Here is a 16,961-nt window from a genome sequence, read left to right on the forward strand (position 1 = left end):
GTTTCCGGCGCGCGAAGCGCCACCACCCTCAGGCAGCGGCCGTGAAACCGGCTTCGCCGGGCCACTGGGTGCGCGCCCCGTGGGGGGAGCGCCAAAGGCGCTTCGGGGGGGGGTCATTTCTTCTTCACATGACCTTCCAGCTCGACGAAGCTGGGGCGGTCGCCCGAGAACAGCACCTTGCGTCCGAACTCGATGGCCACCTGGGGCGCATAGCCCTGCATGCTGGCCAGCAGCGTCGTCTTGATGCACTGGAATTCCTTGCCGGCATCCTCGACCTTCTGCTCCAGCAGGCCTGCCAGGGGCTCCGCGAAGCCGTAGGCCAGCAGAATGCCCAGGAAGGTGCCGACCAGCGCCGAGCCGATCATGCCGCCCAGCACCGCCGGCGGTTGGCCCACAGAGCCCATGGTGTTCACGACACCGAGCACGGCGGCCACGATGCCGAAGGCCGGCAGGCCGCCGGCCACGCGCTGCAGCGCTGCCACGGCGGCATGCTCTTCCTGGTGGTGGGTCTCGATCTCGCTGTCCATCAGCGCCTCGATCTCGTGGGCGTTGAGGTTGCCCGACACCATCATGCGCAGGTAGTCGGTGATGAACTCGGTGACATGGTGGTCGTTGCCCACCGTCGGGTACTTCTGGAACAGCGGGCTGGAATGCGGATCCTCGACGTCCTTCTCTATGGACATCAGGCCTTCCTTGCGTGCCTTCTGCAGGATGTCGTACATCAGCGCCAGCAGCTCCATGTAGCGCGCCTTGCTGTACTTGCCGCCCTTGAAGCAGCGGCCCAGGCCGGCGGCCGTGGCCTTGACGACCTTCATCTGGTTGTTGGCCAGGAAGGCGCCCATGGCGGCGCCGAAGATGGTGATCATCTCGAAGGGCAAGGCATGCAGGATGACGCCGATGTTCCCGCCGTGGGCAATGAACACGCCGAAGATGCAGGCCATGGAAATGGCCCAGCCGATGATGACGAACATGCGCGGAAGTTGTGGAGGTGTTCAGGCCATATCGGCCCGATGCCGGGGGGCTTGAGAAAGTATGCCCCGCCGGCGCCGCCTTGAACGTGTCAATTGGCGGACTTTGACGCGGCATTCCGCCCGGGGCGGTAAAGCCACACGCTCTGGCCGCCCGGCAGTTGCCAGCTCGTCACAGGCGGCTGCTCAGGCACCGCGAAGTCCAGGCTGACCAGCCAGGCGTCGGGCGCCAGCTCCGCGCATGCCTTGTCCCAGACGCGGGGCATGGATTCTGGCCGCTGGAACACATAGACCAGCGCAAACGGCGCCCAGTCGTCGGCCCACAGGTCGCCACGCCGCACGCTGGCGCCGCCGGCGCGCCAGCGTGCCAGCAACGCCAGCGGGCGGCTCCATTCGACGCCTTCGACACGGGCCTGCGGATAGGCGCCGAGCAGCTCGCGCAGGCCGTCGCCCGCACCGCAGCCGGCGTCCAGCACGCGGGCGCCCGGCGCCAGCGGCGCATGCCCGGGCAGCGGCGCCAGCGCGCCGCGCGGCGTCGGAAACAGGGGCGCGTCGCTCCACGCACGGCGCGGATAAAGCCACCACAGCAGCGCCAGCGCCAGCAGCCAGACCCATCCGCCGCCGGGCTGCCAGCCCAGCAGCAGCGCCGACACCGGGAAACCCAACGCCGAGATCAGCCGGCGCCAGGGCTGGCGGTACAACAGGGCCAGCGCGACGCCCAGCGCCGCTCCGGCGGCGAGCGCCACGTCCGGGTCCAGGTCCTTCAGCAGCAGATGCGCCAGCCAGGCCGCCAGCCAGATGAGCAGGGCAGACAGCGGCCAGGTGGTGATGAGGTTCACGGCCAGGGATGGGCGGCGCGCAGCGCGGCGGCCCCGGCCGCGCGGTCGGTGCCCTCCAGCACCAGGGCCAGGTTGTGCGCGGCGAGGAAGCTGCCCCGGCCGGCCACGGCGCCCGCCTGCTCGGGGCGCTCACCCAGCTCCAGGCAACGCTGCCAGGCGGCCTCGACCATGGGCAGCAGCTCTCCAGCCTGTTCGGGCTGCGTGGCGGCCAGGTCCAGCAGCAGGTCGCCCAGCGCAAAGAAGAAATCGGGCGACTCGGCGCCGACCTCCATCTGCGTCTGCGCGAAATCCACTGCGTCGGCATGCCGGCCCAGGCATTTGAGGGCGAACAGGCGGCGCGACACCAGGTCCAGCCACCAGGGCGCGGCGATCGCGCCCGGCAGTTGGCAGGCGCGCGCGAAGGCATCCTCCGCGGCCTCATGCTCGTCGTAGACGGCGCAGTCCTTGCCGAGCTGGTAGCAGAGGTAGGCGTCTTCGGGCGCCTCGTCCAGCGCCTGCTCCAGCAGCCGGCGGTTGCGCCCGCGCTTGTCCGCCAGGCGCTCGGCGACATAGCCGTCATGCCCCACCACCAGCGGCAGCCGGCGCACAGGCAGGTCGTGCAGCGGCTGCTCGTGCACGCGGCCCGCATAGCGCACGGCGCCCGGCAGCACGCGGCTCAGCCAGGCGACGGCCTCGGCCTGCCGGCCCGGCGCCTGGTCGAAGCGGTCGCGCAGCTGCAGCACGCCGACGAAATCGGGTGGCGTGGCGCGCAGCGCCTGCAAGGCCTCGCCGCCTTCCATGAGCCATTCGTCGGCGTCCAGCACCAGGCGCCAGTCCGCGTCGACCAGCGCCAGCGCGTGATTGCGGGCGGCAGCGAAATCGTCACACCAGGCGAAATGCGCCACGCGGGCGCCATGAGCGCGCGCGACCTGTGCCGTGGCGTCGCGCGAGCCGGTGTCCAGCACCAGCATCTCGTCAACCCAGGGGCGCACGCTGTCCAGCAGCCGCGCGATGCGCGGCGCCTCGTCGCGGGCGATGACAACGAGGGCGATGCGGTGGCTGGCGGTGCTCACGCGCTCAGTGCATCTGGATGCCGCCGGCCGCCTTGCCCTTGCCCGCGCGCGCCGGCGGGTTGCACAGGCCGCAGACGAAATGGCGGGCGATCTCGTGTGGATGGGTCACGAACTGGCCGTTGCACCTGGAGCAGCGGGTCAACGTCAACATGCCGTTGTCGACGAACTTCACGAGGCGCCAGGCGCGCGTGACCGACAGCATGGCCTCCAGGCCCTGGGCCGTCGTCTGCTCCTGGTAGAGCTGGTAGGCCTTGATGACGGTGTCAATCTCGTCCATCTCCGCGGCCTTGTTCAGGTATTCGTGGATGTTCAGGAACAGGCTGGCGTGGATGTTGGGCTGCCATGTCATGAACCAGTCAGTCGAGAACGGCAGCTGGCCCTTGGACGGCGACTTGCCGCTCACTTCCTTGTACAGGCGCAACAGGCGCTCGTAGGACAGGTCGGTTTCGGATTCCAGCACCTGCAGGCGGGCACCGAGGTGGATCAGCTGAACGGCACGCTCGATCTGCTTGGCTTCGGTGAGGATGCTCTTGACGCGCATGGTGGGCTCCGGAATCTATGAACTTTATGGCGGCGAAGGGGTCGCTGGCTCAGGCGTGCTCGTGGCGGCCGGCCATCAGGATGGAGGCGTGCAGGCGGCTGACGCTCTCGTTCGCGCCGGGCTTGCTGTGGTTGGTCAGCAGCCCCCACACCAGGTCGTCGCTCATGCGGAAGGCACACAGCAACGTGTTGCCGGAAGCGACCTTCATGATCTGCGCCGGGCTCAGTGTGCCGATCAACGTGGCCGTGTCCTCGCTGATGCCCAAGCGGTAGAGCGCCTGCTCGCGGTCCGCACGGATCAGGCTCTGGGCCAGCATCAGGTAGGACAGGTTGGCTTCGCGGATCTCGTTGAGGATTTGCTCGGTGTTCATCGTCGGCTCCTTGCTGTTTCAGCGTGGAACGGATTCTGAAGAGTCGAGATGCGGCGCAACATCGTCCCAATTCCACGCCTGGCGTCAGGGTTGCCGTCGCAGCTTGTCAGGCAAATTCCTACAGGACTGCTGTGCAGGCGCAGCAGCCAGGCCCGGCATGCCTGGAAAAGCAGGGGAAATCCATGTCTCAAGCGCTTCGCCAGGCGGCCGCAGCGGGCGATCATTCGTCTGGCACGGAGAAGGCGGTGACCACTGCGTCCACCACGACGGGAGTTTTTGGACATGAAGGCAGTCATCCTCGCAGGCGGGCTGGGCACGCGGCTGGCGGAAGAGACCACGCTGCGCCCCAAGCCGATGGTCGAAGTGGGCGGGCGCCCGGTGCTCTGGCACATCCTGAAGACCTATTCGCATCACGGCATCAATGATTTCGTGATCTGCCTGGGCTACAAGGGCTATGTCATCAAGGAGTACTTCGCCAACTACTTTCTGCACATGTCGGACGTGACGTTCGACCTGGCCGAGAACCGCATGGAAATCCGCGACCGCCACTGCGAGCCCTGGCGTGTCACGCTGGTCGACACCGGCGAGGACTCGATGACGGGCGGGCGCCTCAAGCGCGTGCGCCACTACCTTGACGACGAGAGCTTCTGCTTCACCTACGGCGACGGGCTGTCCGATGTGGATGTCCGGGCGCTGATTGCACACCACAAGGCCCAGGGCCGGCTCGCCACCGTGACGGCCGTGCAGCCACCGGGCCGCTTCGGCGCGCTCGGCATCACCGACCACCAGATCACCCATTTCACCGAGAAGCCCCAGGGCGACGGCGGCTGGGTCAACGGTGGCTTCTTCGTGCTGGAGCCGCAGGTGATCGACTACATCGCCGGTGACGCCACATCCTGGGAGGGCGATCCGCTGAACCGCCTGGCCGCCGAAGGTCAACTGTCGGCCTTCCAGCACCCCGGCTTCTGGCAGCCCATGGACACGCTGCGCGACAAGGTCAGGCTCGAAGAGCTGTGGCAGACACACCAGGCCCCGTGGAAGGTATGGCGCTGATGAGCCAGCCTTTGTTCGCCGGGGTCTACGAAGGTCGCCGCGTGCTGGTGACCGGACATACCGGCTTCAAGGGCTCGTGGTTGGCGCTGTGGCTGCGGCAACTCGATGCCCAGGTGTGCGGGCTGGCCCTGCCGCCCGCCACCGAGCCCAGTCACCATGCCCTGCTGAATCTCGGCATCGAAGAAGCCTTCGTCGACCTGCGCGACGCCGACGGCGTGCGCCGTACCGTGCAAGCCTTGGCACCCGACATCGTCTTCCATCTGGCGGCCCAGCCCCTCGTGCGCCGCAGCTACGCCGAGCCGGCCGGCACGCTGGCGACCAATGTGATGGGGTTGGTGCACCTTTTCGAGGCCGTGCGCGCCACGCCATCGGTGCGCGCCGTCGTCAACGTCACCACCGACAAGTGCTACGCCAACCGGCACCAGGCCCAGGGCTACACCGAGGACGACGCCCTGGGCGGACACGATCCCTACAGCGCCTCGAAGGCCTGCGCGGAGATCGTCTCCGCCAGCTATCGCGCCAGCTTCCTGTCCAACGACGACAGCCGCGGCCACCCCGTGCTGCTGGCCACGGCCCGCGCGGGCAACGTGATCGGTGGCGGCGACTGGTCGGAAGACCGCCTGATCCCCGACCTCGTGCGTGCCGCGCTCGCGGCCGAGCCTGCGCGGATCCGCCACCCCGGCTCGACCCGACCCTGGCAGCACGTGCTGGAGCCGCTGGCAGGCTACCTGCTGCTGGGCCAGCAACTGCTGCAGGGGCGTGGCGAACAAGCCCAGGCCTGGAACTTCGGCCCCGACGAGGCCGGGCACCTGAGCGTGGGCGAGGTGGTGAGCGGCTTCTCGGCCCACTGGCCCTCGTTGCGCCACGAACTCGGCGGCCAGGACGCCACGCGGCACGAGGCCGCCCTGCTGCACCTGGATTGCGGCAAGGCCCGCGCACGTCTGGGCTGGCGCCCGGTCTGGGACGCGCCCACCTCCCTGGCGCGCACCGCCCGCTGGTACCGTGCCTGGCACGAACGGGGCGAACGCCTCAGCCAGGCAGACCTAGATGCCTACGTCGAAGACGCCCGCCGGCATGGGCTGGCCTGGGCCGGGCAAACATCGGGATGGGTGCCTGCATGAAGCTCCACCCCACGCCGCTGCCCGGTCTCTGGCAGATCAGCACCGAGCCGCGCGGCGACGCCCGCGGCCGCCTGACGCGCTTGCATTGCGAGCGGGAACTGGCCGCCATCCGCCCGCAATTGCACTTTGTGCAGACCAACCTTTCCTACACCGCGCAGCGTGGCACGGTACGCGGGCTGCACTTCCAACGTGCCCCGGCGCTGGAAGCCAAGCTCATCCGCTGCCTGCGCGGCCGGGTGTTCGACGTGGCCGTCGACCTGCGCGCCGGGTCGGCGAGCTTCGGCCGCTGGTTCGGGCTGGAACTGGCGGCCGACAACGAGCAGCAGGTCTTCATCCCCGAAGGTTTCGCCCACGGCTTCCAGGCGCTGACGAACGACGTGGAACTGCTCTACCAGCACACCGCCGCCTACGCCCCCCGGCATGAGGGCGGGCTGCGTCCCGACGACCCGGCGCTGGCCATCGATTGGCCGCTGCCCATTGGCCAACTGTCCGACCGCGACCGCAGCCACCCCGCGCTGGATGCGGCCTTCGCGCCTTTGCAGGCCTGAAGAGTCCGACAACCGACAGAAGAGAAGGAACCCCGTGCGCTGCCGCCACTGCCACACCCCGCTCGCCGAAGTCTTTGCCGACCTGGGCAGCGCACCGCCCTCCAACGCCTTCCTGCGCGCCGAAGACCTGAACGCGCCGGAGCTTTACTTCCCGCTGAAGGTGTTCAGTTGCGGCCACTGCCGGCTGGTGCAGGTCGACGAACTGCAACGCCACGACGCGCTGTTCTCCAGCGACTACGTCTACTTCTCGTCCTACTCCAGTTCCTGGCTGGCACACGCCCGCGCCTATGTGGAGCACGCCACGCAACGCCTGGACCTGGGCCCGCAATCGCTGGTGCTGGAAGTGGCCTCCAACGACGGCTACCTGCTGCAGTACGTGCAGCAGCTCGGCATCCCCTGCGTGGGCATAGAACCCACGGCCAGCACCGCGGCCGCGGCGCGCGCCAGGGGCATCGAAAGCATCGAGCGATTCTTCGGCGCATCGTTCGCCGCCGAGTTCGCGCGCACGCGGCGCCCGGCCGACCTGGTCGTGGGCAACAACGTGCTGGCCCATGTACCCGACATCAATGACTTCGTTGCCGGCCTGACAGCCGTGCTGGCCCCCGGCGGCTGCGTGACGATGGAGTTCCCGCACCTGCTGAGCCTGGTGCGCGAGGCCCAGTTCGACACCATCTACCACGAACACTTTTCCTACCTGGGCCTTGCCACGGTGCAGCGCATCTTCGCCGCCGCCGGCCTGCAGATCTGGGACGTGGAACGCCTGCCAACCCATGGCGGCTCGCTGCGCATCTGGGCGCAGCACAGCGGCAGCCCCCGCGCGCCGCTACCCAGCGTGACCGAGCTGCTGGCCGAAGAAGCCGCCGCCGGCATGCTGGAGCCGGCCTTCTACGCCAGCCTGCAACCCCGCGCCGAAACCATCAAGTACAAGCTGCTCAGCTGGTTGATCGAGCAGCGCCGCGCGGGCAAGAAGGTAGCCGCCTACGGTGCAGCCGCCAAGGGCAACACCTTGCTGAACTGGGCCGGCGTGCGCCCTGACCTGCTGCCCTACGTCGTCGATGCCTCGCCCCACAAGCAGGGTCGCTTTCTGCCGGGCTCGCGGATCCCTGTCGTGGCGCAAGCGCATCTGCGTGAGCATCGACCGGACTACGTGCTGATCCTGCCGTGGAACTTGCGCGACGAGATCTCCTCCCAACTGCGCTACATCGGTGACTGGGGCGGGCGTTGTGTGGTCGCCATTCCGGAGCTGCAAGTGCTATGAGTGCCGACCGTATCCACTACACGCTGCCGTCCATCACCGAGCTGGAAATCCGCTACGTCGAGGACGCCATCCGCCACGGCTGGGGCGAACGATGCTACGAGTACATCCAGCGCTTCGAGGCTGCGTTCGCCAAGCACCTGGGCGTGCCCTACGCTATCGCAACCTCGAGCTGCACCGGCGCGCTGCACATGGGCATGGCGGCGCTGGGCATCGCGGCCGGCGACGAGGTCATCCTGGCCGACACCAACTGGATCGCCTCGGCAGCCCCCATCACCTACCTGGGCGCCAAGCCCGTCTTCGTGGACGTGCTGCCCGACAGCTGGTGCCTCGACCCCGCCAGGGTCGAAGCCGCCATCACACCAGCCACCAAGGCCATCCTCGCGGTGCACCTGTACGGCAACCTGTGCAACATGGATGCACTGCTGGACATCGGCGCTCGACACGGCATCCCAGTCATCGAGGACGCCGCCGAAGCCCTCGGCTCCAGCCTGCGCGGCGCGGCCGCCGGGGCCATGGGCGCCTTCGGCACCTTCTCCTTCCACGGCACCAAGACCCTCACGACCGGCGAGGGCGGCATGTTCATCACGCAGGATCGAGCGCTGTACGAGCGCGTCCTGACCCTGTCCAACCATGGCCGTGCAGCCGGGCAGGCCAGGCAGTTCTGGCCCGACCTGCTGGGGTTCAAGTACAAGATGTCCAATCTGCAAGCGGCCGTGGGCTGTGCGCAGGTGGAGCGACTGGACGAACTGATCGCGGCCAAGCGCCGGGTCTTCATGGCCTACCGCGAGCGACTGGCCGACCTGCCGCTGACGATGAACCCCGAAGGCGCCGAGCAGCGCAACGGCTTCTGGATGCCCACCATCGTCGTGGACGAGGGCGTGCGCTTCGACCGTGAAGCCCTGCTGGCGGCCTTCCGGGCCGACCGCATCGACGGTCGCGTGTTTTTCTGGCCGCTGAGCCAGTTGCCGATGTTCACGCCAAGACCCGAGAACCGCGTCGCCTACGGTCTGCCCGCGCGCGCACTGAACCTGCCCAGCTACCACGACCTGGGCGAGGCACAGATCGAACGCGTCGTGGCCCATGTGCGGTCTGCAATCCGCTGAGGACACCACGATGCCAACCCCTTTGCTGAGCGAACAGCAGCGCGAACAGTTCCACCGTGATGGCCTGCTGATCCTGCCGGGCTTCTACGACGCACATGCCGACATCGAGCCCGTGCAGCGCGCCATCCACGCCGCCATTGGCCAGGTCATGCAGCGTCACGGCGTGCCGGATGAGCGCCCTCCGCTGGACCCTGCCCACTTCGATGCCGGCTACCAGGATCTCATCCGGCGCGATCGCAGTTGGGGTGCCGAGGTCTATGACGCCGTCAAGCAGCTGCCGCCCTTTGTACGACTGGTGGCCCATCCCGCACATGAACGCCTGATGCGTGAACTGCGGCCCGGCAGCGAGCCGGGCATTGCCGGCGGCGGCTACGGCATCCGCATCGACAACCCGGGCGAGGAGCGTTTTCGCGCGCAATGGCACCAGGAGTACCCGGCCCAGCTGCGCAGCCTCGATGGGCTGGTGTTCTGGAGCCCCTTGGTCCCGGTAGACGAAGCGCTCGGTCCAGTGCGCTTCTGTCCGGGCTCGCAGCGCGAGGGACCGCTGCCGGTCTACCGCGGCAGTGGTGACGGGCGCAGCGGCGCGTACGCGCTGATGCTGGCCAACCAGGAGGCTCTGCTGTCACGCTATGCGCAGGTCGCGCCCCTCTGCGCGCCGACAGACCTCGTCATCATCGACTTCCTGGTGCTGCACGCTTCGGGCTACAACCGAAGCCAGCGCTCCCGCTGGTCGATGCAGTTTCGCTACTTCAACTTTGCGGACGCGACCGGCCGCAGCCACGGCTGGAAGGGCTCCTTCGCCGCCGGCCAGGACTTCAGCCTGATCCACCCTGAACTGTGCGTTGACGCGCCCTGACCCCATCATGCTCTGCAACGTCTGCCAGGCGCCTCTCGGCGCTCCCCTCTACGAGTCACGCGGCAAGCTCTCGCTGACCTCGCTGTGCGAGCTCAGGCCGGGCCGCACGCGCGTGTGGTGCTGCGACCGCTGTGGCCATCTGCAGGGGGAGCCGCTACCCGACACGGCGCAGTACTACGCAAGCGACTACCGCATCCTGCTGGACCACGACGACGAGGACCAGATCTACGACACCGAGCGTACCGCGGACGGCGGCGAGCGCATCGTCTACCGCACCCAGCACCAGTTGCGCCTGTTGCTGGAACGCCTGCCACTGCCCGAAGGTGCACGCCTGCTGGACTACGGCTGCGCCAAGGCTGCGATGCCGCGCCTGCTGGCCGCCGAGCGTCCCGACCTGCAACTGCACCTGTTCGACGTCAGCGAGATGTACCGCAGCCATTGGGACCGCCTGCTGCCGCGCGAGCGCCAGGCGGTGAACGAGGCACCTGCCGGCTGGCACGGCAGCTTCGACGCGGTGATCTCCTTCTTCGCACTTGAGCACATCCCCGCGCCCATCGCGAGCGTGGCCCATGTGGCGGCGCTGCTGAAGGCGGGCGGTAGCTTCTACGGCGTCGTGCCCTGCACAGTCGGCAACCCGGCGGACTTCATCGTCGCCGACCATGTGAACCACTTCACCACCGCCTCGCTGCACCGCCTGCTGGCCGACGCCGGCTTCGGCGCCATCTGCATCGAGCCCGACGTGCATCGCGGCGCGCTGGTGTTCCGTGCCGTCAAGGCAGGCGTGGCCGCACTCGGCCCGGAGCCGTCCGTCGTGCGCCCGCAGGCCCAGGCCCTCGCACGCTTCTGGAGCGAGCTGAGCGATCGCATCGCGGCCGCCGAGCACGCCGCGGGCGACGTGCCGGTCGCAATCTACGGCTCGGGCGTCTACGGCGCCCACATTGCTGCCAGCCTCGCGCACCCCGAGCGGCTACGCTGCTTCCTGGACCGCAATCCCTTCCAGCAGGGCAAGGCCCTGTTCGAACGGCCGGTGCTGGCCCCAGAGCAACTGCCAGATGATGTGACACAGCTCTACGTGGGCCTGAACCCCTCCATCGCGCGGCAGGCGCTGTCCGACCAACCATGGCTGGCACGCAGCCGAGCACGTCCCTTCTTCCTCGACGGAGGTGCCCCTTGATCGAGTCGGCCCAGCTACGCCTGCGCGCCTGGCGGGAGGACGACATCGCGACACTGCACCTGCTGCGCAACGACGTGGCGCTGCAGGCCCAGTTGCTCGCGCGCGTTCGCGGCAGCGATGCAGCCCAGGTGCGGCAATGGCTGCAGCTGCGCAGCAGCGCTCCGGACAGCCTGCTCTGGGTCATCGCCGCACGCGAAGGCGACATCGCTCTGGGCTATGTGCAGGTCACCGGCCTGGACGCCATCGACCGGCGCGCCGAACTGGGCATCTGCCTGGCACCGGCTTCGCAGGGGCGCGGACATGGTCGGGCGGCAATCGCGGCGCTGCTGCCCTATCTGCGCCGCACCTGGGGCCTGCGCAAGCTGAGCCTGCGCGTGCGCGCCGACAACGCGCCGGCGCTGCGCTGCTACGCGAGTCTGGGCTTCCAGCCCTGCGGCCGGCTGCGCGAGCATGTCTTCATTGACGACGCCTGGCACGACCTGGTGCTGATGGAGGTCTTCCTGGAGACCGCATGCCCGGCATAGTCATCTCGCAGTCCATGCTGTTCCCCTGGGTCGGCCTGCTGGAGCAGGTGCGCCAGGCCGACGTGTTCGTGCACTACGACGACGTGCAGTTCTCCAAGGGCAGCTTCGTCAACCGCGTACAGATCAAGACGGCCGATGGCCAGCGATGGCTGACCGTGCCACTGCCCGGCCTGCAGCTGGGTCAGCGCATAGACGCCGTGCGGCCGGCGCCATCGGCGCAGTGGCGCGAAAACCATCTCGCGCTGCTGGCGCGCAGCTTCCGGGCTGCACCGCACGCGGCCGACGCGCTCTCCCTGGCCCGGGACATCTATGCCCAGGAGTACGCCAGCATCGGCGCACTGGCGCGCGCCTCGCTGATGGCGCTGGTCCGCTACTTCGGGCTGGAAGCCGGCCGGCGCTTCGTGGATGTGGCCGATCTGGGAGTTTCCGGTACAAGCAGCGCCCGTGTGCTGGCCGTGGTTCGCCAACTTGGCGGCACGGACTACATCACCGGCCATGGCGCCGCGCGTTACCTCGCCCACGACGAGTTCGAGGCCCAAGGGGTGACGGTGCGATACATGGACTATCTGCGCCTGCCCTATCCGCAGTCCCATGGGGCATTCAGTCCATACGTATCCGGGCTTGATCTGGTCGCTCACTGTGGCCGCGACGGCTCGCGCTATATCGCGTCCGGCACTGTGGCGTGGCAGGAATTCCTGAAGCGCTCAGCGGGCTGAACCCTGGCGCCATGCGCGCTCAGGCGACGAACTTGCGCATCAGGTCGCGCTCCAGCACCAGCCGCCCGCCGAAGCTGGCGGGCAGCGCCTCGCGGCTGACCGCATCGCCCAGGCCGAACACCAGCGTCTGTGCATCCGGATCCCCATGCTCGGCCACCGTCGTGGCGAACTGCACAGGCAGGCGCGCCCTCTCCTGCACGAGCTGGCGCAGCGGAGCCGGAAAATGGCCCACGCAGAGCAGCTTGCTCATGCCTCGGTTGAGCTCCTCGTCGGTGGCGATGAAGCTGACCGCCGCATGGGTCGCCAGCACCGGCAGTTGCACCGGCAGCAACTGCTCGGCCCCCATGGCTTTAAGCCGGTAGGCCAGGTAGTAGGTATCGACTGCATCACGTTGCTGATGCAGTCGCAGCCGCACCGCCACCGAGATCCGACTGGCGATCAGATCCTGGATTCGCAGCAGAAACTCGACACGCCGCTGCGAGGTCAGCTGCGGCAGGGCGCGGCCCAACACATGTTCCAGCCCGGCGCGATAGCGATCCCAGGCGTGTTCGGCTTCGCTCAGGCCGGTCTGCTCGCGCCGGTGGTCGGCAAAGTAGTTCGTGATGGAGACGTAGAACGGGTCCTTCAGGAACAGCACCTGGGCGTGACTGGCGAACTCGGCCGAATGCACAAACGCGTAGAACGCCTGCTCGGACACTCGCGGCATCACGACCCGCAGAATCTCGGTGCGATAGACCGCAATCTCGGGAAATATCCCGTGGTTCAGCAGGGTGTCCAGCAGCTTGTCATAGTCACCCTGCTCCACCAACACGTCGTCGCCCTGTCGGTAGAACTGCCCACGCTCCTCGCCCTGGACCAGATCGAACAACTTCCACGGCGCGTAGGCCACGCCTGCCTGGGGCAGCGCCTCCATGACCGTGACCGTCTGCGCCAGTTGGGCGCCCAGCAGTGCGTCGTCATCGGCCACGTAGACGATGTAGCGGCCGCGCGCGTGGGTCAGCAGATAGTGCCAGTTGGGGCCGCCGCCCAGGTTGCTCGCATGGCGGTGCCAGCGCAGCGGCAGGCGTTCGCGGTACTTCTCCAGCACCTCCGGGGTTGCGTCGGGCGAGGCGTTGTCGCCGACGAACACCTCGAAGCTGTAGGGAAAGTCAGCCATCTGCCCGCACAGCATCTCCAGCAGCGAGTCCAGGTAGCGCGCCCGGTTGAAGGTCGGCACGATGATGGTGAGGATGGGCGAGACATCTGTCATGGCTTCTTTCGGCAGCGGGTTCAGGCCGTCAGCGGCTTCGCCGTCAACGCTTCGGGAGACAGGCCGGCTCGGTGGCGCCCCCACATGCGCTCGTACAGCGCCTCCAGGTCGCGGGCGAAGCCCTTGGCGTCGTACAGCGGTGCATCGTCGCGCGCCTGCGCGAGCCGCGCACGCAACACGCCGCGGCGCTCAGGCAGGGCCGCCAGCTCGCAGACCTGGTCGACATAGGCCTGAGGCGAATCACACACCAGTTCGGGCAGGCCCACGGCACGCAGCAGGCTTTCGCTGACACGGCCCGCAAAGTTGCTCCCGCGCAGCGTCACCACCGGCACGCCGGCCCACAACGCGTCGCTGGTGGTGGTGTGGCCGTTGCAGGGCCAGCTGTCCAGCGCCAGGTCGGCCGCGCCCAGACGGCGCAGATGGTCGGCCAGCTTGGCTCTCGGCATGAAGATCAGGCGCTCTGGAGCCACACCGCGGGCTTGGGCTTGGCGGCGCAGCTCCGCATCAGGCTCGTCCCCCCCCGTCAACTGCCACAGCACGGCTTGCGGCAGGCGGCGCAGGATTTCCATCCACGCGTCGAACAGCGGCGGATTCAGCTTGGCCGTCTGGTTGGCGCTGACCAGCACCAGCGCATCGTCAGGCAAGCCCAGCTCGCTGCGCGCCGGCGGTGTGGCGCGTTCGCGCAGGCCGTCGTTGGGCTGATAGCAATGCGGCATCTGGGCGATCTTCTCGCTGTACCAGGGCGCATCGGCCAGCGGTGTGACGATGGGGTCGCCAATGATGTAGTCCACTTCACGGGCGCCGCAACTACCTGGAAAGCCGAGCCATGCCACCTGTATCGGCGCAGGACGATGGGCCAGCATGGTCAGGCGGCTGCCGCCCGTGTGTCCCTTGAGATCCACGAGGATGTCCACCCCCAGTTCGCGTACGCGGCTGGCCATGTCGGCCAGGCTCAAGCGGCTCATGTCCTCGAAGCGATCCCCCACCCGCAGAAGGCGCTGGCGCAGCGCGGAGCCGTCGTCTTCGCCATGCGACAGCAAGCTGACCTCGAAGCGTTCGCGGTCGTGGCTTTCCAGCACCTGCGTGATCAGCGAAGCCGTGGCGTGGCCATGGAAGTCATTGGAGAGATAGGCCACGTGAAGACGCCGCCCCTCGGCCGGGCTGCGCACCGCCGCTGGCATGGGAGAGATGCCCCGGCACTGATGCTGCGACGCCAGCCTGGCCACCGCCAGCAGCTGTGCCGGCGTGTGAGGCAGGCACACCAGCGCGAACGGCGGCACATACCAAGCCGGATCGATTGGGGCTGCCAGCGCCGCAAACAACGCCTGGGAGCGCATGTCGTAGTCGTCCCAGCGGGCGGCCAGTTGCTCCAGGTAGTTCAGATAGGCCAGCGCGCCCACGTGATCTGGATAAAGGGCACACACCGTGCGGAAGCACTCCGCAGCCTGTGCATGGAGCTTCAGGGTGTAGAACGCAAAGCCCAGTTCCGTATGCGCATCGCAGTCGTCGAGTCTCTGAGCAATGGCCTGCATCAGCGGCGTCACAGCCTCCTGCGGGCGGCCCAACTTGTTGAGCGCGCTGCCCATCAAGCGCAACAACCTCGGGCGGCGGTCACGCAATTCGACGGGCAGCCTGCCAGCCAGCACCAACGCGAACGCATGGTCATGCATCGCGAAAGCCGCATCCACGGCTTCCTCAGTGGCATCACAAGCAAGGGATTCATCTCGCCCGGCATGCCGCTGTGCCTCCTCGGCCGCATGCAGCCATTCCTGCGTTCGGTCGGCATTGTGATAGCTCCGCGCCAACGTCAACCACAACGCAGCGTCTCGCGGTCGCAGCTTCAGCACCTGCTTGATCAGCTTGGCGGCACCCTCCCACTCGTTTTGCCCCAGAAGGGTACGGGCACGCTGGAGCAGCTTCAGCGAGGTCTGGTCGGCATTGGCCATGGGTATTCGCAGGAATAAAGCGCCGGCACTGGTCGGCAGGTACGTCCCGAACTTTAGGCCCCTCCAATTCGAGCCATCCCTTGAAATGGCCGCGAGCGGGGCCGGACTTTGCCCGCCCTCGCACCGATTGCCCAAACAGGCGCGCCGAACTCCTTTTGTTCAATAGATCACAGGTCTTGACAAAAGCCCTCAAGAAACCATCGCAGCCATCCGATAGCCAATCCGACGGTTCTGAAATCGGATTCGCGATCGGGTTCCGTTCCATCCGGCACCGTCGCCGGAACTCTTCAAGCTTGCAAAGAAAGGCACACCATGCCCCAGATCATCAACACCAACCTGATGTCGCTGAACGCCCAGCGCAACACGTCCACCGCGCAATCCTCACTCGCGGTCTCCATGCAGCGACTGTCCTCCGGCCTGCGCGTCAACTCCGCCAAGGACGATGCTGCCGGCCTGGCCATCTCTGAACGACTCAACTCCCAGGTGCGCGGCTCCAACGTCGCCATCCGCAACGCCAATGACGGCATCTCCCTGGCCCAGACCGCCGACGGCGCACTGGCCAAGGTCACCGACTCGCTGCAGCGCATGCGTGAACTGGCCGTGCAGGCCCGCAACGCCACCAACACCAGCGCCGACCGCGACTCGCTGGACCAGGAGTTCGGCGAACTCGCCAAGGAAGTCCAGCGCGTGCTGGGCGGCACCACCTTCAACGGCAAGGCCATCCTGGGCGCCGATGCCCAGACCCAGACCTTCCAGGTCGGCGCCAACACCAGCTCGTTCGACCGCATCGACATCGTCACGAGCCAGATGACGGCCGCCACGAACATCACCACCGTCGCCGGCACCGATGAAACGGGCACCGGCCGCGCGAAGATCGACGGCTCCGCCCTGGGCACCGAGATCGACGTCGTCATCAACAACATCGACTCGGCCATCAACACCGTCAACGACCAGCGCGCCGTGCTGGGCGCCTCGCAGAACCGCTTCGACGCCGTCATCTCCAACCTGCAGATCGCCGTCGAGAACCAGAGCGCCGCCAAGAGCCGCATCACCGACGCCGACTTCGCCCAGGAAACCGCCAACCTCAGCCGCGCTCAGATCCTGCAGCAGGCCGGCACCGCCATGATCGCCCAGGCCAACCAGCTGCCCTCGCAGGTCCTGTCGCTGCTGCGATAAACCCGCAGGCCCGGAGCACCCCGCAACCACCCCGCGGGGTGCTTCTCATGATCGGGCGTGAAGAAATTCCTCAAGCCGGCCCCCCGCCCGGACGATAAGCCTCTCAACGGGTTCACGACGCCATCGGGAGCCACGTAGGTCAAGACGCTCATCGTCAACGAAAGGAACCCGTCATGCCCCAGATCATCAACACCAACCTGATGTCGCTGAACGCCCAGCGCAACACCTCCACCTCGCAGTCCTCGCTGGCGGTCTCCATGCAGCGACTGTCCTCCGGCCTGCGCGTCAACTCCGCCAAGGACGATGCCGCCGGCCTGGCCATCGCCGAGCGCATGAATTCCCAGGTGCGCGGCTCCAACGTCGCCATCCGCAACGCCAATGACGGCATCTCCCTGGCCCAGACCGCCGACGGCGCACTGGCCAAGGTCACCGACTCGCTGCAGCGCATGCGTGAACTGGCCGTGCAG

At 67.7% G+C, this 16,961-nt stretch carries 18 protein-coding genes; 11 read left to right on the forward strand and 7 right to left on the reverse strand.

The genetic code is table 11. The features are described 5' to 3' along the window. Window positions 1–113: 113 nt before the first annotated feature. From motA to flhD, 5 genes are all read right to left on the reverse strand, one after another. Window positions 114–971, reverse strand: a complete 858-nt coding sequence (motA, locus tag JOY88_RS08060; RefSeq protein WP_293501744.1) for a flagellar motor stator protein MotA — start codon at window positions 969–971, stop codon at window positions 114–116. Between the two features lie 89 nt (window positions 972–1,060). Continuing rightward, the gene (locus tag JOY88_RS08065) at window positions 1,061–1,807 is read right to left on the reverse strand and encodes a class I SAM-dependent methyltransferase (RefSeq protein ID WP_293501745.1); all 747 of its coding nucleotides are present in this window, start codon (window positions 1,805–1,807) and stop codon (window positions 1,061–1,063) included. Next, complete coding sequence (locus JOY88_RS08070) at window positions 1,804–2,859, reverse strand: glycosyltransferase family 2 protein (protein ID WP_293501746.1); 1,056 nt, start codon at window positions 2,857–2,859, stop codon at window positions 1,804–1,806. The genes JOY88_RS08065 and JOY88_RS08070 overlap by 4 nt, the downstream gene beginning before the upstream one ends. Window positions 2,860–2,863: 4 nt before the next feature. Then, window positions 2,864–3,400 (reverse strand): flagellar transcriptional regulator FlhC, encoded by a 537-nt coding sequence (gene flhC / locus JOY88_RS08075; RefSeq protein ID WP_293501747.1) that lies wholly within the window; start codon window positions 3,398–3,400, stop codon window positions 2,864–2,866. 49 nt (window positions 3,401–3,449) lie between these two features. Further along, entirely contained in the window at window positions 3,450–3,770 is a 321-nt protein-coding gene (gene flhD / locus JOY88_RS08080; RefSeq protein ID WP_293501748.1) for a flagellar transcriptional regulator FlhD, read from the reverse strand. Between the two features lie 282 nt (window positions 3,771–4,052). Between flhD and rfbF the strand changes: the two genes are divergently transcribed. The 9 genes from rfbF to JOY88_RS08125 are packed head-to-tail and all read left to right on the forward strand — an operon-like array spanning window position 4,053 to window position 12,123. Next, the gene (gene rfbF, locus JOY88_RS08085) at window positions 4,053–4,823 is read left to right on the forward strand and encodes a glucose-1-phosphate cytidylyltransferase (RefSeq protein WP_293501749.1); all 771 of its coding nucleotides are present in this window, start codon (window positions 4,053–4,055) and stop codon (window positions 4,821–4,823) included. Then, window positions 4,823–5,944 carry a CDP-glucose 4,6-dehydratase gene (gene rfbG / locus JOY88_RS08090; RefSeq protein ID WP_293501750.1) on the forward strand — a complete coding sequence of 374 codons (1,122 nt, stop codon included), beginning with the start codon at window positions 4,823–4,825 and terminating at the stop codon, window positions 5,942–5,944. Before rfbF ends, rfbG begins: the two co-directional genes overlap by 1 nt. Then, window positions 5,941–6,492: a dTDP-4-dehydrorhamnose 3,5-epimerase gene (gene rfbC, locus JOY88_RS08095; RefSeq protein ID WP_293501751.1), complete on the forward strand. Its 552-nt coding sequence runs from the start codon at window positions 5,941–5,943 to the stop codon at window positions 6,490–6,492. The genes rfbG and rfbC overlap by 4 nt, the downstream gene beginning before the upstream one ends. Before the next feature lie 34 nt (window positions 6,493–6,526). Next, window positions 6,527–7,750 (forward strand): class I SAM-dependent methyltransferase, encoded by a 1,224-nt coding sequence (locus JOY88_RS08100; RefSeq protein WP_293501752.1) that lies wholly within the window; start codon window positions 6,527–6,529, stop codon window positions 7,748–7,750. Further along, window positions 7,747–8,853, forward strand: a complete 1,107-nt coding sequence (locus JOY88_RS08105; protein ID WP_293501753.1) for a DegT/DnrJ/EryC1/StrS family aminotransferase — start codon at window positions 7,747–7,749, stop codon at window positions 8,851–8,853. The genes JOY88_RS08100 and JOY88_RS08105 overlap by 4 nt, the downstream gene beginning before the upstream one ends. A 10-nt stretch (window positions 8,854–8,863) precedes the next feature. After that, on the forward strand, window positions 8,864–9,709 hold the full coding sequence (locus JOY88_RS08110; RefSeq protein ID WP_293501754.1) for a phytanoyl-CoA dioxygenase family protein: 846 nt from the start codon (window positions 8,864–8,866) through the stop codon (window positions 9,707–9,709). After that, the gene (locus tag JOY88_RS08115; RefSeq protein ID WP_293501755.1) at window positions 9,696–10,883 is read left to right on the forward strand and encodes a class I SAM-dependent methyltransferase; all 1,188 of its coding nucleotides are present in this window, start codon (window positions 9,696–9,698) and stop codon (window positions 10,881–10,883) included. Before JOY88_RS08110 ends, JOY88_RS08115 begins: the two co-directional genes overlap by 14 nt. Next, the gene (locus JOY88_RS08120) at window positions 10,880–11,407 is read left to right on the forward strand and encodes a GNAT family N-acetyltransferase (protein WP_293501756.1); all 528 of its coding nucleotides are present in this window, start codon (window positions 10,880–10,882) and stop codon (window positions 11,405–11,407) included. Before JOY88_RS08115 ends, JOY88_RS08120 begins: the two co-directional genes overlap by 4 nt. Next, on the forward strand, window positions 11,395–12,123 hold the full coding sequence (locus JOY88_RS08125; protein ID WP_293501757.1) for a WbqC family protein: 729 nt from the start codon (window positions 11,395–11,397) through the stop codon (window positions 12,121–12,123). The genes JOY88_RS08120 and JOY88_RS08125 overlap by 13 nt, the downstream gene beginning before the upstream one ends. Window positions 12,124–12,142: 19 nt before the next feature. Here JOY88_RS08125 and JOY88_RS08130 read toward each other — a convergent pair whose 3' ends face one another. Both JOY88_RS08130 and JOY88_RS08135 read right to left on the reverse strand, forming a co-directional pair. Next, window positions 12,143–13,372: a glycosyltransferase family 2 protein gene (locus JOY88_RS08130; protein WP_293501758.1), complete on the reverse strand. Its 1,230-nt coding sequence runs from the start codon at window positions 13,370–13,372 to the stop codon at window positions 12,143–12,145. A gap of 20 nt (window positions 13,373–13,392) precedes the next feature. After that, window positions 13,393–15,453 carry an O-linked N-acetylglucosamine transferase, SPINDLY family protein gene (locus tag JOY88_RS08135; protein WP_293501759.1) on the reverse strand — a complete coding sequence of 687 codons (2,061 nt, stop codon included), beginning with the start codon at window positions 15,451–15,453 and terminating at the stop codon, window positions 13,393–13,395. Window positions 15,454–15,630: 177 nt separating this feature from the next. On the opposite strand from JOY88_RS08135, the gene JOY88_RS08140 reads away from it, so the two are divergent. Together JOY88_RS08140 and JOY88_RS08145 are read left to right on the forward strand one after the other, a co-directional pair. After that, window positions 15,631–16,494: a flagellin N-terminal helical domain-containing protein gene (locus JOY88_RS08140; RefSeq protein ID WP_293501760.1), complete on the forward strand. Its 864-nt coding sequence runs from the start codon at window positions 15,631–15,633 to the stop codon at window positions 16,492–16,494. A gap of 173 nt (window positions 16,495–16,667) precedes the next feature. Next, on the forward strand, window positions 16,668–16,961 hold a 294-nt coding region (locus JOY88_RS08145; protein WP_524539198.1), incomplete at its 3' end, for a flagellin.

This window comes from Roseateles sp. (assembly GCF_019237615.1).
Classification (GTDB): Bacteria; Pseudomonadota; Gammaproteobacteria; order Burkholderiales; family Burkholderiaceae_C; genus Pelomonas.

Coding starts and splice junctions, on each gene's coding strand:
- JOY88_RS08105 (WP_293501753.1), top strand. CDS start 7,747: ATGAGTGCCGACCGTATCCACTACACGCTGCCGTCCATCACCGAGCTG.
- motA (WP_293501744.1), bottom strand. CDS start 971: ATGTTCGTCATCATCGGCTGGGCCATTTCCATGGCCTGCATCTTCGGC.
- flhD (WP_293501748.1), bottom strand. CDS start 3,770: ATGAACACCGAGCAAATCCTCAACGAGATCCGCGAAGCCAACCTGTCC.
- rfbC (WP_293501751.1), top strand. CDS start 5,941: ATGAAGCTCCACCCCACGCCGCTGCCCGGTCTCTGGCAGATCAGCACC.
- JOY88_RS08130 (WP_293501758.1), bottom strand. CDS start 13,372: ATGACAGATGTCTCGCCCATCCTCACCATCATCGTGCCGACCTTCAAC.
- flhC (WP_293501747.1), bottom strand. CDS start 3,400: ATGCGCGTCAAGAGCATCCTCACCGAAGCCAAGCAGATCGAGCGTGCC.
- rfbG (WP_293501750.1), top strand. CDS start 4,823: ATGAGCCAGCCTTTGTTCGCCGGGGTCTACGAAGGTCGCCGCGTGCTG.
- rfbF (WP_293501749.1), top strand. CDS start 4,053: ATGAAGGCAGTCATCCTCGCAGGCGGGCTGGGCACGCGGCTGGCGGAA.
- JOY88_RS08125 (WP_293501757.1), top strand. CDS start 11,395: ATGCCCGGCATAGTCATCTCGCAGTCCATGCTGTTCCCCTGGGTCGGC.
- JOY88_RS08140 (WP_293501760.1), top strand. CDS start 15,631: ATGCCCCAGATCATCAACACCAACCTGATGTCGCTGAACGCCCAGCGC.
- JOY88_RS08110 (WP_293501754.1), top strand. CDS start 8,864: ATGCCAACCCCTTTGCTGAGCGAACAGCAGCGCGAACAGTTCCACCGT.